Origin of the sequence: Streptomyces sp. NPDC059787 (genome assembly GCF_042732315.1) — a bacterium.
Taxonomy (GTDB): Bacteria; Actinomycetota; Actinomycetes; order Streptomycetales; family Streptomycetaceae; genus Streptomyces; species Streptomyces atrovirens.
In genome coordinates this window covers 270,672-285,980 of the sequence record NZ_JBHWHX010000001.1, presented here as the reverse complement: position 1 = coordinate 285,980, position 15,309 = coordinate 270,672, and the positions used below count along the sequence as shown (strand labels likewise).

At 70.5% G+C, this 15,309-nt stretch carries 15 protein-coding genes; 2 read left to right on the top strand and 13 right to left on the bottom strand.

Annotation, left to right across the window (positions count from 1 at the left end):
• A complete protein-coding gene (locus ACFV5H_RS01460) occupies window positions 1-948 on the top strand; it encodes a DUF389 domain-containing protein (protein ID WP_385052228.1) in 948 nt (315 codons plus the stop codon).
• A gap of 397 nt (window positions 949-1,345) precedes the next feature.
• Here ACFV5H_RS01460 and glmM read toward each other — a convergent pair whose 3' ends face one another.
• The 4 genes from glmM to ACFV5H_RS01440 all read right to left on the bottom strand — a co-directional run bounded on the left by glmM (window position 1,346) and on the right by ACFV5H_RS01440 (window position 5,437).
• Window positions 1,346-2,704, bottom strand: a complete 1,359-nt coding sequence (gene glmM / locus ACFV5H_RS01455) for a phosphoglucosamine mutase (RefSeq protein ID WP_385052225.1) — start codon at window positions 2,702-2,704, stop codon at window positions 1,346-1,348.
• A gap of 306 nt (window positions 2,705-3,010) precedes the next feature.
• On the bottom strand, window positions 3,011-3,523 hold the full coding sequence (gene rpsI, locus ACFV5H_RS01450) for a 30S ribosomal protein S9 (protein WP_004927169.1): 513 nt from the start codon (window positions 3,521-3,523) through the stop codon (window positions 3,011-3,013).
• 42 nt (window positions 3,524-3,565) lie between these two features.
• On the bottom strand, window positions 3,566-4,009 hold the full coding sequence (gene rplM, locus ACFV5H_RS01445; RefSeq protein WP_019526965.1) for a 50S ribosomal protein L13: 444 nt from the start codon (window positions 4,007-4,009) through the stop codon (window positions 3,566-3,568).
• A gap of 231 nt (window positions 4,010-4,240) precedes the next feature.
• Window positions 4,241-5,437: a glycosyltransferase family 87 protein gene (locus tag ACFV5H_RS01440; protein ID WP_385192127.1), complete on the bottom strand. Its 1,197-nt coding sequence runs from the start codon at window positions 5,435-5,437 to the stop codon at window positions 4,241-4,243.
• A 296-nt stretch (window positions 5,438-5,733) separates the two neighbouring features.
• On the opposite strand from ACFV5H_RS01440, the gene ACFV5H_RS01435 reads away from it, so the two are divergent.
• Complete coding sequence (locus ACFV5H_RS01435; protein WP_385052219.1) at window positions 5,734-6,621, top strand: hypothetical protein; 888 nt, start codon at window positions 5,734-5,736, stop codon at window positions 6,619-6,621.
• 14 nt (window positions 6,622-6,635) lie between these two features.
• Here ACFV5H_RS01435 and ACFV5H_RS01430 read toward each other — a convergent pair whose 3' ends face one another.
• From ACFV5H_RS01430 to rpmJ, 9 genes are all read right to left on the bottom strand, one after another.
• A complete protein-coding gene (locus ACFV5H_RS01430; protein ID WP_385192125.1) occupies window positions 6,636-8,450 on the bottom strand; it encodes a glycosyltransferase family 39 protein in 1,815 nt (604 codons plus the stop codon).
• Complete coding sequence (locus ACFV5H_RS01425) at window positions 8,447-9,481, bottom strand: glycoside hydrolase family 26 protein (protein ID WP_385192123.1); 1,035 nt, start codon at window positions 9,479-9,481, stop codon at window positions 8,447-8,449. The genes ACFV5H_RS01430 and ACFV5H_RS01425 overlap by 4 nt, the downstream gene beginning before the upstream one ends.
• The gene (locus ACFV5H_RS01420; protein ID WP_385192250.1) at window positions 9,481-10,896 is read right to left on the bottom strand and encodes a glycosyltransferase family 2 protein; all 1,416 of its coding nucleotides are present in this window, start codon (window positions 10,894-10,896) and stop codon (window positions 9,481-9,483) included. The genes ACFV5H_RS01425 and ACFV5H_RS01420 overlap by 1 nt, the downstream gene beginning before the upstream one ends.
• Before the next feature lie 270 nt (window positions 10,897-11,166).
• Window positions 11,167-12,033: a tRNA pseudouridine(38-40) synthase TruA gene (gene truA / locus ACFV5H_RS01415; protein WP_385052210.1), complete on the bottom strand. Its 867-nt coding sequence runs from the start codon at window positions 12,031-12,033 to the stop codon at window positions 11,167-11,169.
• Between the two features lie 143 nt (window positions 12,034-12,176).
• Window positions 12,177-12,674, bottom strand: coding sequence for a 50S ribosomal protein L17 (rplQ, locus tag ACFV5H_RS01410; RefSeq protein ID WP_385052208.1), 498 nt, complete (start codon window positions 12,672-12,674; stop codon window positions 12,177-12,179).
• A gap of 183 nt (window positions 12,675-12,857) precedes the next feature.
• On the bottom strand, window positions 12,858-13,880 hold the full coding sequence (locus tag ACFV5H_RS01405) for a DNA-directed RNA polymerase subunit alpha (protein ID WP_003966937.1): 1,023 nt from the start codon (window positions 13,878-13,880) through the stop codon (window positions 12,858-12,860).
• Between the two features lie 244 nt (window positions 13,881-14,124).
• Entirely contained in the window at window positions 14,125-14,529 is a 405-nt protein-coding gene (gene rpsK / locus ACFV5H_RS01400; RefSeq protein WP_003956432.1) for a 30S ribosomal protein S11, read from the bottom strand.
• 66 nt (window positions 14,530-14,595) lie between these two features.
• A complete protein-coding gene (gene rpsM, locus ACFV5H_RS01395; protein ID WP_004984507.1) occupies window positions 14,596-14,976 on the bottom strand; it encodes a 30S ribosomal protein S13 in 381 nt (126 codons plus the stop codon).
• 192 nt (window positions 14,977-15,168) lie between these two features.
• Complete coding sequence (gene rpmJ, locus ACFV5H_RS01390) at window positions 15,169-15,282, bottom strand: 50S ribosomal protein L36 (protein WP_003998809.1); 114 nt, start codon at window positions 15,280-15,282, stop codon at window positions 15,169-15,171.
• Between the last annotated feature and the right edge of the window lie 27 nt (window positions 15,283-15,309).

Genomic DNA, 15,309 nt, shown 5'->3' with positions numbered 1-15,309 from the left:
ATGCTGCACCTGCGACTGATCACACCGGCCGAGAAGACCGATGACGTGGTCCGGCTGATCGAGGGGACGGTCGGCACCGCGCATCTGTGCGTGCTGCCGGGCGTCGCCCGCGACCCCGCCGGGGACGTGGTGACGTGCGACGTGGCGCGGGAGGCCGGCGACGACCTGCTCAGCGGGCTGCAACGGCTGGGGCTGGACACGAGCGGTTCCATCGCCGTGGAGAACATCGACCTGTCGCTGTCGAAGCGGGCCGAGGAGGCAGAGAAGGAAGCGCCGGGCGAGCCCGCGGACGCGGTGCTGTGGGAGCACCTGACCGAGGCCACCCACGAGGAGTCGACCCTCTCGGTCACCTATCTCGCGTTCCTCACGCTGGCCACCATGATCGCGGCGTGCGGTGTGGTGCTGGACAACGCGGTCCTGATCGTGGGCGCGATGGCGGTGGGTCCCGAGTTCGGGCCACTGGCCGGTATCTGTACGGCGGTGGTGCAGCGCCGGCCGCGTCTCGCACTGCGCTCGGTGACCGCCCTGCTGGTGGGCTTCGCGGTGGCGATGGCGGCGACGGTGGCCTTCAGCCTCTTCATGGACGCGGTCGGGCTGTTCACCAAGGAGCAGCTGGAGGGCGAACGGCCGCAGACCGGCTTCGTGTACGCCCCCGACTGGTTCTCCTTCGTGGTGGCGGTCCTGGCGGGCGCGGCCGGCACGCTCTCGCTGACGTCCGCGAAGTCCGGCGCGCTGGTCGGCGTCGCCATCTCGGTGACGACGGTCCCGGCCGCCGCGAACGCCGCCGTGGCGCTGAGCTACGGCGACACGGTGCAGACCTGGGGGTCGACCGAGCAGCTCCTGCTCAACCTGCTCGGCATCACCCTGGCGGGCACTGCCACCCTGCTGGCGCAGAAGTACTTCTGGGCGGGGCAGCGCGAGCGGCTGCGCAGGCGTGGTACGGCCTGAGCGGCGCGGTGCCTCAGTGGTTGCCCGGCGTGGCGTGCGGACCGGGGATGGCCGCACGGTCCGGCGCCGTACGGGGTGCCCCGGCGTGGGGGTGGGCCGGGGGTGGTTCGCGCTGCCCGGCGCCGTACGGGGTGCCCCGCGTTGGTGCGGGCCGGGGGTGGTTCGCGCTGCCCGGCGCTTGCGGGGTGCCGTCGCGCCCACCCGTGCCGCCCCAGCGGCACGACTGCCCGCGGCAGCAGCGGCAGGCAACCACCCGCGGCAGCGACGGCAGGCAACCACCCGCGGCAGCGACGGCAGGCAACCGCCCGCGGCAGCGGCGGCAGGCGACCGCCCGCGGGAGCGGCGGCAGGCGACCGCCCGCGGGAGCGGCGGCGGGGCGGCGGCACCCCGTGCCGTGCTAGCCCAGCGCCGACTTCACCGCGTCCGCCAGGCGGCTCGCGACCGAGCGGGCCTGGTCGATGTCCGCTGCCTCGACCATGACGCGGACCAGGGGTTCCGTGCCCGAGGGGCGGAGGAGGACGCGGCCGGTCCCGCCCAGTTCGCCTTCGGCCTCGGTGACGGCCGTGGCGAGTTCCGCGGAGGTCTTCACGCGGGACTTGTCGACGTCCGGGACGTTGATCAGGACCTGCGGGAGGCGTTCCATCACCGAGGCCAGGTCCCGCAGCGTACGGCCGGTCTGGGCGACCCGTGCCGCGAGCAGCAGGCCGGTGAGCGTGCCGTCGCCGGTCGTCGCGTGGTCGAGGACGATGACGTGGCCGGACTGCTCGCCGCCGAGGGCGTAGCCCTTCTCCTTCATCTCCTCCAGCACGTAGCGGTCGCCGACCGCGGTCTGCACGAACCGGATGCCCTCGCGCTCCATGGCGAGCTTGAAGCCGAGGTTGGACATGACGGTCGCGACGACGGTGTCGGAGCGCAGTGCGGAACGCTCCCGCATCGCCAGCGCGAGCACGGCGAGGATCTGGTCGCCGTCGACCTCCTCACCGGTGTGGTCCACGGCCAGGCACCGGTCGGCGTCGCCGTCGTGGGCGATGCCCAGCGCGGCCCCGTGCTCGACGACCGCGGCCTTCAACTGGTCGAGGTGGGTCGAGCCGCAGCCGTCGTTGATGTTGAGCCCGTCCGGGTCGGCGCCGATGGTGACGACCTCGGCCCCGGCCCGGGTGAACGCCTCCGGCGAGACCTTCGCGGCGGCGCCGTGCGCCTCGTCGAGGACGATCCTCACACCGTCCAGCCGGTTCGGGAGGACGCCGACGAGGTGGGCGACGTACCTGTCGAGCCCCTCCTCGTAGTCCCGTACGCGGCCGACGCCGGCGCCGGTCGGACGGTCCCAGGGGGCGCCGGTGCGGTGCTCCTCGTACACGGACTCGATGCGGTCCTCCAGCTCGTCGGCGAGCTTGTGGCCGCCGCGGGCGAAGAACTTGATGCCGTTGTCCGGCATGGCGTTGTGGCTGGCGGAGAGCATGACGCCGAGGTCGGCGCCGAGCACGCCGGTGAGGTGCGCCACGGCCGGTGTCGGCAGCACGCCGACCCGCAGGACGTCCACGCCCGCGCTGGCGAGGCCCGCGACGACGGCGGCCTCCAGGAACTCCCCGGACGCGCGTGGGTCACGTCCGACCACGGCGGTGGGCCGGTGTCCTTCGAACGTGCCCGCCTCGGCCAGTACGTGCGCGGCGGCGACGGACAGGCCGAGCGCCATCTCCGCCGTCAGGTCCGCGTTGGCGACACCGCGCACACCGTCCGTGCCGAAGAGTCGTCCCACTTGTCCTCCTGAGGAAGCGTCAGTATCGAAAGCCGTCGCCGAGGCCGTGCCGGGGCGCTGGGCCCGTCCGTGCGGTCGCCGGTCGTACCGCTGACGGAGCTTGTGATGTGTTCGACGGTCGTGACGCGTATGCGGCTCCGCGTCTCCGTCCGGCATGCGCGCCATGGCGACATGCCCGACCATCCGATCACATTAGCCTTTGAGCGCCTTGTGCCGTTATACGCCCACAGCTATGAATAAACGAACGCCCCGACAGCACTGTGGCGTGCCGCCGGGGCGTTCGGAGTACGCGCGAGCGCCTGCGATTTAGCGCTTGCTGTACTGCGGGGCCTTACGGGCCTTCTTCAGACCGGCCTTCTTGCGCTCGACCGCACGGTCGTCGCGCTTGAGGAAGCCGGCCTTCTTCAGCGGGCCGCGGTTGTTGTCGACGTCCGCCTCGTTCAGCGCGCGGGCGACACCGAGACGGAGCGCACCGGCCTGACCGGAGACACCGCCACCCGCGATGCGGGCGATGACGTCGTAGCGGCCCTCGAGCTCGAGCACCTTGAAGGGCTCGTTGACTTCCTGCTGGTGCACCTTGTTCGGGAAGTAGTCCTCGAGGGTGCGACCGTTGATCTTCCACTTGCCGGTGCCCGGGACGATCCGGACGCGGGCGATGGCGTTCTTGCGACGGCCCAGGCCGGCGGCCGGCTGGGGCTCACCGAAGCGGGAGGCCATGGACTCCGAGGTGTACTCGCCCTCGACGGGCACCTCGGACTCGGTGGTGTAGCTGTCGATGTCAAGCTCTTCGAGCGGCTGCTCGGCAGTGGTCTCGGCCACGATTCTCCTCAGATTCTGTTCAGTCTTAGGGGGTGGCCGGACTTACTGCGCGACCTGGGTGATCTCGAACGGCACCGGCTGCTGGGCAGCGTGCGGGTGCTGGTCGCCCGAGTAGACCTTCAGCTTCGAGAGCATCTGACGGCCCAGGGTGTTCTTGGGGAGCATGCCCTTGACGGCCTTCTCGATGGCCTTCTCGGGGTTCTTGGCGAGCAGCTCGTCGTAACGGACGGAGCGCAGACCACCCGGGTAGCCCGAGTGGCGGTACGCCATCTTCTGGGTCCGCTTGTTGCCGGACAGGTGCACCTTGTCGGCGTTGATGATGATGACGAAGTCACCGGTGTCGACGTGGGGCGCGTAGATCGGCTTGTGCTTGCCGCGCAGGATGGAGGCCGCAGTGGAGGCCAGACGACCCAGGACGACGTCCTGAGCGTCGATGACGTGCCACTGGCGCGTCACATCGCCGGGCTTGGGGCTGTACGTACGCACGGTTCGTAGCCTTCGCTTCTTCAGTGAATGGTCCTGACAAGGTCACCGAAGACGATCACGACAGCCTTGACCGCACCACGGTGACGCAAACCGGGTACTGGTCGCTGGTCATCGGTCCGGTGGACCGGTGTAAGGGCCCCTCACGTGAGAATGAGCAAGCCACTACACACAACGAACATGCAGAATACCCGCCCCCGGCCGGGCGGGTCAAAACGGCTCCGCCCCGGCGGGCTACGCAGGTTCCACGGCCGTACTCCGCTCCCCCGGCGCCCCGCTCGGGCCGTCCGCGTCCCGCGTCCCGCGTACGCAGTGGTACGCGACCGTCACCGCCAGGACGCACAGCGTGAAGGCGTCCCGGAAGGCCCGGCGCCTCCCCGACTCCAGCCACGGCCAGGTCACCCCCGGAAGCTGCGGCACCAGGGCGAGCCAGAACCAGGGCCGCCGCGCCACCGCCCCGGCGTACGGCAGACCGGCGAGCAGCAGCGGCAGGACGGTCAGGAGGTAGTGGTTGTAGGAGGGGCGGGAGACCAGGAACGCCGAGAGCATCAGGCCCGCCGACGTCTCCGCCAGCCGCGGCTCCGCCGGGCCCGGCCCGCGCCGGCGCCGGTACGCGCACACCACTCCCGCGGCGGCCGCGAGCAGCGCGAGCAGCGTGGCCGGGACCCTGGGCACACCGAGCCGGGGCAGCACCGCCGCCGGCGAGGCCTCGTAGAGCCGCACGAAGGCGTCGTCGCCGCTCAGCAGGAAGGGCAGGGTCCGGGTGAGGAAGCCGGTGGGGTCGGGCAGGAGCAGTGCCGCCACCACCGAGGCGACCGCCGGGATCAGCACCAGCACCGCCAGCGCCCGCCACCGGCGCGCGAACAGGAACAGCAGCGCCATAGGGGCAAGCAGCGGCTTCAACGCCACCGCCACCCCGATGACCACGCCCGCCGCGACCCACCGGCCCCGGCTCGCCAGCAGCAGGCACAGCGGCAGCGCCAGCACGGCCGTCACCGTCCAGTTGCCCAGCCGCACCAGCTGCCCGAACGGCGCGAAGCCGGCCGCGAGGCCCAGCAGCCCGAGGACGGCGAGCCTGCTGTGCAGCGGCACCCGGTGCAGCCGCAGGGCGCAGGCCCAGCCCAGCGCGAGGGCGAGGACCACCACCACCGGCACGGCCACGTCGAGCACGGACCGCGGCAGCAGCGCCTGCGGGGCGGCGGCCACGACCGCGCTCGGAAAATAGAGGAAGTGCCGGTCGTCGTAGGGCGAACCGCCGTCCAGCCAGGTCCGCCCGGCGTCCACGACGATCGCGTTGTCCATCCCTCCGTCCGAGGTCACCAGCACCGTATGCACCGTCAGCGCCCCCAGCACCGCCACGAGTCCGGCCCACAGGGGCCCGCTCGCGGGGCGCACCAACCACCCGGAGATGTCGCTTTTGCCCGTCGCCATGCGGGCAACGCTAGGGCCCCCGAGGCCCGTTGACGGGGACCAGCACACCCGGTGCCCCGTTAGGGCCTGTCCGGCGGATCATGCCGCAGACGCGGGGCCTGGCACGCCCATCTGCCGCGTTGTCGTCACTCTCCCCCACTATCGGCTTCGCTCGAGCGGGAGGGGCCCCCATCGCTCCGCGTCGACTCCCTCCTCCGCCTTGCAGCTGGACGCACCAGGCCCCGCTCGCCTGAGCTGACCAGGCACCGTAAGCTTCCTGCGACTTGACCCCCCGGACAGGCCCTAAGATGCGCCCCATGAGTCTTGGGCAGGGGGGACCTCAGCAGCAGTGGGATCCCTGGAAACCGAATTCCCAGCAGCCCTGGAGCGGCGGCGGCTCCGGTGAGTCACCCGACTGGGCCGCGCTCGCCGACGCCTCCGAGGCCCGCGCCAAGCGGCGCCGGCTGCTGTTCATAGGCGGCGGGGCGCTCGCCACCGTCGCGATAGGCACGGCCGTGGCCGTCGCCGTCGTCTCGGCGAACGGCGGCGACGAGGCCTCGCCGGGCGCCTCCTCCCAAGTGCCCGGGGCCACCGACTTCGACATACCGAGCCCGACGGGCACGGCCCCGTCGTTCGCCCCGACGAGCGCCCCGCCGCCACTGGACCCGAAGGACTTCATCGCCAGCGCGAAGAAGGACAAGGCCCCGCTGAGCCCCGACATCCTCTTCCCCGGCACCCAGCTCACCATGGGTGAGACGGTGTACAGGAAGGGCCCGACGGCGGACACCGGGAACTGCGCCTCGGCCGCGAAGTCCACGCTCCCGAAGGTCCTGAACGACAACGACTGCACCCGCCTGATCCGGGTCACCTACACCAAGGACGGCATGGCGGTGACGGTCGGCGTGGCCGTCTTCGACACCGAGGCCCAGGCGACCAGGGCGAAGCAGCAGGCCGACAAGAAGAGCATCGTCAAGTCGCTGTCGGGCGGTGGCGTCAAGGACTTCTGCTCCGGCGCGGTCTGCCGCTCCACCACCAACTCCTACGGCCGCTACGCCTACTTCACCATCGCCGGGTTCACGGCCGGCAAGGACGTGACGACGAAGGACACGGCCGTCTTCGCCACGGGCGACGACCTCCAGGAGTTCACGTTCCGCCAGATCCGCCGCAGGGGCGAGGCCCAGGCGTCGGCGGCCGCGAACGAGTAGCCGCCGCCCGGTGCTCAGGAGGTCTTGATCCAGACGCGGTACTCGCCGGTGCCGGCGGAGTTGCGGAACGGCAGGTCCGCCAGGAGCCGGTAGTGCGGATTGCCCCTGACCGCGTCCGCGATGATGTCGTCCACACGCGGGTTGGTGAGCCCGTCGAGGACGATCAGGTCGAACTCGCCGTCGCGCAGCGCCGCCCGGTAGGCCTCGTCCCCGGAGAGGTATGTGCCCTTCTCGTCCGTGTACTCCATGCCGAAGACGCTCTGCCACTGGCGGTGCGTGGTCTCCTCGCGGAAGTAGTAGAGGGGCACCTCCGGGGTGGAACCGAGGTAGTGGCCCCGGGAGTTCATGTAGGGCTCGATGACCCGGACCATCTTCGAGGAGTCGGGCCAGAGGGCGAACCGCCAGTCCGCCTGCGTGATGCCCAGGCAGAGCATCGCCGTCCACAGCATGATGCCGAGCTGCGGGTACCGGAAGTGCGCGCCCACCAGGCGGGTCACGCCGACACCGGCCATGGGCGCGGCGAAGAGCAGACCGAAGCCGATGTGCTTGAACAGCGACACCTGGGTGGCCAGGTGAACCTGGTAGGCGGGCGCGAGCACCGCCGTGCCGCACAGCACCAGCCCGAGCAGGGCCCGCCGGCGCCGGCCGGGGTCGTCCAGCCGCCGCGCGAGGGGTGACTCGTGCATGCGGCTGCGCCGGACGTAGGAGACGGCGCCGCCGACGGCGGTGAGGAACATCAGGCCGCCCCACTCCGCCGACCGCCGCAGCAGGAAGCCCGCACCGTCGGTGCCGTGCTCCCGGTCGGTGGTGGTCTGCCGTACGCCGGCCAGCAGGTCGGTGGCGTACACGCCGGCCGCGAGGAGCGCGCCGATGCCCAGGCCGAGCAGCACCATCCGCCCGACCGCCGCCCCGGCGCCCCGGCGGGGCCGGGCGGTGAGCAGGGCCAGTACGACGACGGTCGGCAGGTACAGCGCGGCCGCGTACTTCACGCCGACGGCCAGGACCGCCACGGGCGCGGCGAGCAGGACGGCAGCGGCGGGCGCCCGGTCGGTGCGGACGACGATCCAGGTGGCGAGCGCCAGCAGGAACACGGCGGCGGCGTCGTAGGTGGCGTAGTACCCCATGACGACGGTCGAGTGCAGCACCGCGAACAGCGCCGCCGCGGCCAGTGCCGCCCGCTCGTTGAACAGGCGGCGGCTGAGGGAGTACAGCAGCCCGGTGGTGGCGAGCATGAAGGCCAGGCTCAGTGACCGCGCCCCCGCCAGCCCGAACCGCCCGTCCACGAGCGCGGCGAGCACCGGGTAGAGCTGCGGCGAGCCGGAGAAGTACGCCGCGTAGTCCTTCGGGAGCGGGGTGCCGTGCAGCAGTTGGTCGAGCTGGGCGTGCCCGGCCGCCAGGTACAGGGCCTCGTCCTGGAAGGCCGTGTTGGACAGTCGCAGCGAGAGCACGGCCTGGACGGTCAGGACGCACAGCAGCACGGCCCGGCTGATCCGGACCCGCCGTCTGCCGGCGGCCATGTCCCAGGCCACCTCGGGGGCGTCGGGCACGTGGTAGCCCGGCTCGGCCGGCGCCTGTTCCGCCACGACCCGCAGCGCGCGGGTCGGCCGGTCGTCGTGACCGCCCTGCGGCTGCTCCGGGATGCCGGGCCGGTACGACTGCTGCTGGTACGGGTAGGTCCGGGCGTCGTGGCCGTGGCCGTGGCCGTACCCGTCCTGTGGATCGCCCGGCTGCCGCGGTACGAACCCGTCGGAGTCGAACCAGCCGCCGGCCGTGCCCTCCTCGGCGTACGGGTCGTGGGGGCCCGGCGCGTAGTGGTCGTGTCGGCTCATCGCGGCTTCCGTACGTCGAAGCCGAACCGGTCGTCGGCGGCCAGGCGTCTGAACTCCTCCAGCGCCAGAGGGCTCGCCTCCAGCCGCCAGTCGGCGCGCTTCCTGTGGTTGAACCAGACGAAGCCGAGCATGTCGTCGTCGGCCGTGACGCCCTCGAAGAGGCTGCGGATGTCGGCCCGCCGCCGCTCGCCGGCCATGGCCGCCGTCTCCAGCAGCAGCATCGGCTTCCCGGTGAAGGTGCGGACCTGGTCCCGGGTCGGCCCGAAGACGCTGTCGAAGGTGCTGCCCCCCTCGGTCGTCCAGTAGCCGATCAGGCCGATCCAGTCGACGTAGCCGTCGCCCGGGTAGTACGGCTCGAGCTCGACCTCGCTGACCGGGTTGACGATGTTCGGCGACCAGGCCCAGATGACGTTCGAGGCGCCGGCGTCGACGAAGGTGTCGTGGACGCGCCGCCAGGCGGCCACGTACTCCTCGGGGGTGGTGTGCTCGGTGCCCCACTTCTCCCAGTGGCCGTTGAACTCGTCCGCGAAGGAGATCACGACGGGCAGGTTCAGCTCGCGCACCGCCGTCGCGTACTCCTTGACGTAGGCGTCCGACCCGCCGGCCGCGATGTCGGCCGGCGGGGTGTCGAAGGGCTCCCAGGACATCAGCGTCAGGGCGCCCTCCGCCCAGGCGTTGCGCACACCGGTGGCGTCGAAACCGTCGCCCCAGGCGGCGTAGTACTCGATCAGGTTCGGCTGCTTGCCGACCATCCCGGTGTAGGCATTGATGCCCTTCATCGAGTGCGGCGAGCCCTCGACGGCGGCGCCGAAGTACTTCCTCGACGGCTTCAGCAGCGGTACGACGTCGTAGGGGACGCTCGCCCCGGCGCTCCCGGCGCTCCCGGCGCTCCCGGTGCTCCCGGCGCTCGGGCCGCCGCCGGCCGCGTCCGGTCCGGCCGGCTCGTCGCCGGGCGACGAGCAGCCGCCGAGCAGCAGTGCCGCGAACAGGCAGGAGGACAGCACCGTACGGGTGCGGGCGAGGAAGCGCATCAGGCCGTCACCTCCGCCCGGGGCTGCACCAGGACGCGGGCCACCACCAGGGCGTAGAAGAGCCCGGAGGACAGGATCAGCGCGAAGTCCGGGGCGTTCATGGTGAACGTGCGGTACACCGCGGCGACCACCCACACCAGGGCGGTGCCGCCGCTCCACACCCACATGCCGATCCAGAGGCGCCGGGTCCTGTTCCTCCTGGCACCGGACGAGCCGGTGGGCTGCCAGCCCATGCGGTTCTTGCGGAGGATGTCCCAGATGGCGAAGACGTGCGCCCAGCCGTACATCATGCGGGCCGCCCACGCCTCCAGGCGGTAGGGCGCCTTGTGCCACATCGGGAAGACGATCGTGGTGTAGACGATGCTCGGGAGCACCAGGACCAGGTGTTCGAGCAGGAGCTTCTCCGGCATCGCCAGCAGCAGCACGATCGGGATCACGGGGGCCGCGAAGGTGAACAGCGCCGTGTGGATGTAGTAGAAGAAGCCGGACAGGTAGCACAGGCGGCTCGCCGGCCTGATCCTGACCCGCCAGAACTTCCTGCTGCCCAGCAGGCTCATGGAGCCGGAGCACCAGCGGTACTGCTGGTCGAAGAAGGCGCCCGCGCTGTCCGGGCACACGCCCGTCGACACCGCGACCGGCACGTAGCGCAGGTCCCAGCCGAGACTGCGCAGGTCGAAACCGGTGTGCACGTCCTCGGAGTGCTCGATCAGCGTGGTTCCGCCGTTGGTGTCCAGGGCCGCGCGCCGGTAGACGGCGCAACTGCCCACGCAGATCGCGCCGTCGCTGCCCTGCCGGGACACCTGCACGGACCGGTAGAACAGCTCCTGCACGGCGCCCGCGCCGCGCTCGATCCAGTTCTGCGAGTCCAGGACACGGAAGTACTGCGGCGACTGGACGATGCCGATGCGCGGATCCGCCGCCATGTACGGCAGCAGTTCCTGGAGCAGGTCGGCGCGCGGTGTGAAGTCGGCGTCGAGGATCAGGATGAACTCGCCGTCGGACCGGCCGAAACCGAAGTGCAGGTTGCCCGCCTTCTTGAACCAGCCGCGGTTCTCGCGGGTCCCGTAGCGGAAGCCGAAGTCCCTTGCCATCGCCTCCAGTTCGGGGCCGACGCCGTCGTCCAGCACGAACGGGACGCAGACGCCCGGGTAGTGGTCGGCCATCACCCGCACGTGCTTCCAGGTGTTGTGCAGGACCTCGATGGGCTCACCGCACACGGGCAGGAACACGTCGACGGTGGGGTACACCTCCGGCCGCCAGTCGTGGACCAGCCGTCTGTGGCGGGCGATGTCGAAGTCACGGCTGAAACCGTTCACCCGGAGCGACACCAGGTAGTAGACGACCGTGAAGGCGAGCAGCGGCGTGTACGCCCACAGCAGCGGCGCGGACTGCGCCAGCTTGACCTGACTGACCACCAGGCAGCAGAAGCTGACCAGCGAACTGATCGTCAGGATCCATAAATGCCGGCGCGCGTAGGCGTACTTCTCCCTGTCCGTCGGCGGCAGCGGCAACAGCCCCGGCGGAGCCTCAGCACCGCGTAATGCCCTGCGTCGCCCCCCGGTCCGCACCGGTCCCACTGACCCCATAGGCCCCCCCGGACCTCGACCGGCCTCCCCGAACCCACGATCGAGCTGCACAAGGTTATACGAGGGACAGGAGGACCGTAAGGGGGTGAAGGGATGGAACTAACAGGCCGTGCACCCTGAACTGCCGGGCAGCGACCGCTTGTTGCGGGCCTCCTTGCTGCGGGCGGCGAGGAGGCCGTCGGCCGGGTAGCCGACCTCCTCCAGGGTCAGGCCGTGCGGGCGTACGACATGGACGGCCGAATCCCGTACACCCGCCGCCAGCACCTTGCCCGGCCAGTCCGGCGACCGGTGGCCGTCTCCGACGAACAGCAGCGCGCCGATCAGCGAGCGGACCATGTTGTGGCAGAAGGCGTCGGCCCGGACGGTGGCGGTGATGATCCCGTCCTCGCCGCGCACCAGGCTCAGCTCCTGGAGGGTCCGGATGGTCGTGGCGCCCTCCCGCTTCTTGCAGTACGCGGCGAAGTCGTGCTCCCCCAGCAGACCGCGGGCCGCCTCGTTCATGGCGTCGACGTCGAGCGGCCAGTCGTGCCACAGCACATGGCCGCGCAGCAGCGGGTCCACCCCGCCCGGGTTGTCGGTGACACGGTAGGCGTAGCGCCGCCAGATCGCGGAGAACCGGGCGTTGAATCCGTCGGGCGCCTCCCTGAGCGCCCACACCCGTACGTCCCTCGGCAGCCGCCCGGCGAGCCGCTTGAGCAGCTTCGTGTGATGCTCGGCCCAGACCTCCCCCGGCAGATCGACGTGCGCGACCTGCCCCCGCGCGTGCACCCCGGCGTCGGTACGGCCGGCCACGGTCAGCTCGTACGTCGTCCCCCCGGACCGCGTCACGGTCCGCAGCGCGTCCTCGATCTCCCCCTGCACGGTCCGCCGCCCCCCGGCCTGCTTGGCCCACCCGGAGAACTCGGTCCCGTCATAGGAAAGGTCCAGACGCACTCGTACGAACCCGGCCTGCACTTCGTCACTCACACGGAGATCCTCTCACCCACACGAAAGCGGGCCCGCTCCTCGAAAGGAACGGGCCCGCAACAACGCCCTGAAGGGGCGCGGGGAACTGCGCGACAAGCCACAACGGTGCCGCAGCCGCTGTCACACAGCCCCCGGCAGAACGCTTACGCGTCCTTCGACTCCTCGGCCGGAGCCTCGGCAGCCTCGTCCTTGGTCGTGTCGACCTTGGTCTCGGCGGCCTCGGCTTCCTTGACCGCACGCTTCGTCGCGGCCTCGGCCTCGCCGGTGGCCTCCTGCGCCACCGTCAGCGCCTCGACCAGCTCGATGACGGCCATGGGCGCGTTGTCGCCACGGCGGTTACCGATCTTGGTGATACGGGTGTAGCCACCGGGACGGTTCTCGTACCGCGGGCCGATCTCGGTGAAGAGCGTGTGGACGATGCCCTTGTCCGTGATCACCTGGAGCACCTGACGGCGGTTGTGAAGGTCGCCCTTCTTCGCCTTGGTGACCAGACGCTCGGCGTACGGACGCAGCTTGCGCGCCTTCGCCTCGGTGGTGGTGATGCGGCCGTGCTCGAACAGCGCCTTCGCGAGGTTCGCGAGGAGCAGCTTCTCGTGCGCGGCACTGCCGCCCATACGGGCACCCTTGGTGGGCCTCGGCATGGTGTTTCTCCTAGGTGTCTGCCCCGGCCGTATCAGGTACCGGGGTCAGTATCCGAGCAGGCGGTCGCCCGTCGGAGATCCGAGCACAGGTCCCGAAGGGGCCGTGCCCGGAAGGGGCGCGGGGAACTGCGCGACAAGCCACAGCGCACCCGCACCCGAAAATCCGGCCTCCTCGCGGAGCGCTCAGTACTGCTCGGTCTCCACGAAACCGGCGTCCGCGTCGTCGTCCGCGCCGAACGCGTCCGCCGCAGCGGTGGGGTCGAACCCGGGAGGCGAGTCCTTGAGCGCGAGGCCCATGCCGGCCAGCTTCGCCTTGACCTCGTCGATGGACTTCGCACCGAAGTTACGGATGTCGAGCAGATCCGCCTCGGAGCGGGCGACGAGCTCACCCACGGAGTGGATGCCCTCACGCTTGAGGCAGTTGTACGACCGAACGGTGAGCTCCAGCTCCTCGATCGGCAGCGCCAGGTCGGCGGCGAGGGCGGCGTCCGTGGGGGACGGGCCCATGTCGATGCCCTCGGCGTCGATGTTCAGCTCGCGGGCGAGACCGAACAGCTCGACCAGGGTCTTGCCGGCGGAGGCCATGGCGTCACGCGGACGCATCGCCTGCTTGGTCTCGACGTCGACGATCAGCTTGTCGAAGTCGGTGCGCTGCTCGACACGGGTCGCCTCGACCTTGTAGGTGACCTTGAGGACCGGCGAGTAGATCGAGTCGACCGGGATACGGCCGATCTCCTGGCCGACCTGCTTGTTCTGCACGGCGGAGACGTAGCCGCGACCGCGCTCGACGGTCAGCTCCATCTCCAGCTTGCCCTTGCCGTTGAGCGTGGCGAGGACGAGGTCGGGGTTGTGCACCTCGACACCGGCCGGCGGGGCGATGTCGGCGGCGGTGACCAGACCCGGACCCTGCTTGCGCAGGTACATCACGACCGGCTCGTCGTGCTCCGAGGAGACGACCAGCTGCTTGATGTTGAGGATCAGGTCGGTGACGTCCTCCTTGACGCCCGGCACGGTGGTGAACTCGTGCAGAACGCCGTCGATGCGGATGCTGGTGACGGCGGCACCGGGGATCGACGACAGGAGGGTGCGGCGGAGGGAGTTGCCGAGGGTGTAGCCGAAGCCCGGCTCCAGCGGCTCGATCACGAACCGGGAGCGGAATTCGTCGACGACCTCTTCGGTCAACGAGGGACGCTGAGCAATCAGCATGTGGTGATCCTTCAGTCAGGGGCGCCCGCTATTTGACGCCCGACCAGTACTGCAAGGGTACGGGCGATACGACCCGAAAGAGTCGTACCGCCCGTGAAAACCCTGGTGAAGCAAGATCAGACGCGTCGGGAACGACGCGACGGATCAGACGCGACGGCGCTTCGGCGGGCGGCAGCCGTGCTGCGGCATTGCGGGGGACGACCCCCGCACCCCCAGCAGGGAGCCGACCGCCTGAGCCCGTGCGTCAGACGCGACGACGCTTCGGCGGGCGGCAGCCGTTGTGCGGGGTCGGGGTGACGTCCTGGATGGAGCCGACCTCGAGACCGGTCGCCTGAAGCGAACGGATGGCGGTCTCACGACCGGAACCCGGGCCCTTGACGAACACGTCGACCTTGCGCATGCCGTGCTCCTGGGCGCGGCGGGCGGCCGACTCGGCAGCCATCTGCGCGGCGAACGGCGTGGACTTGCGGGAGCCCTTGAAGCCGACGTGGCCGGCGGAGGCCCAGGAGATCACGTTGCCGGACGGGTCCGTGATCGACACGATCGTGTTGTTGAACGTGCTCTTGATGTGCGCGTGGCCGTGAGCGACGTTCTTCTTTTCCTTGCGGCGCACCTTCTTGGCAGCGCCCTGACGTCCCTTGGGGGGCATGTCGTTCTCCTACGGGAGGTGGTCGGTCCTACAGCGAAGACCGCTGGACGGCGAGTCCGCTGCGGACTACTTCTTGCCCGGCTTCTTCTTGCCGGCGATGGCGCGACGCGGGCCCTTGCGGGTACGCGCGTTGGTGCTGGTGCGCTGACCGCGGACGGGCAGACCGCGACGGTGACGCAGACCCTGGTAGGTGCCGATCTCGACCTTGCGGCGGATGTCGGCCTGGATCTCGCGACGGAGGTCACCCTCGGTCTTGATGTTGTTGTCGACGTACTCGCGGATCGCGACGAGCTGCTCCTCGGAGAGGTCGCGAACGCGGGTGTTCGGGTCGACGCCGGTGGCGGCCAGCGTCTGCTGCGAAAGGGTCCGGCCGATGCCGAACACGTAGGTGAGGGCGATCTCCACGCGCTTTTCGCGCGGGATGTCAACACCGGAAACGCGTGCCATTCAATGGCTCCAGTTGATTGTCGGAGGTCTTCCACAGGACCGGATCCCGGCCCGCCGTACCAGGTACGGGCCAGGTCCCCGGCCTCCGAGCCGGGGGTGTCGAGCCGTGCGGCTCGGGACCTGCGTATGAACATGTACTGCTCGCGTCGCGCGAATTTCTGCGGAAGTCGCAGAGGGTCGATCGTGCTGCGGTCAGCCCTGGCGCTGCTTGTGGCGCGGGTTCTCGCAGATGACCATGACCCGGCCGTGACGGCGGATCACCCTGCACTTGTCGCAGATCTTCTTGACGCTCGGCTTGACCTTCATGGGTGTGAGGTTCTCCGGGTCAGTGCC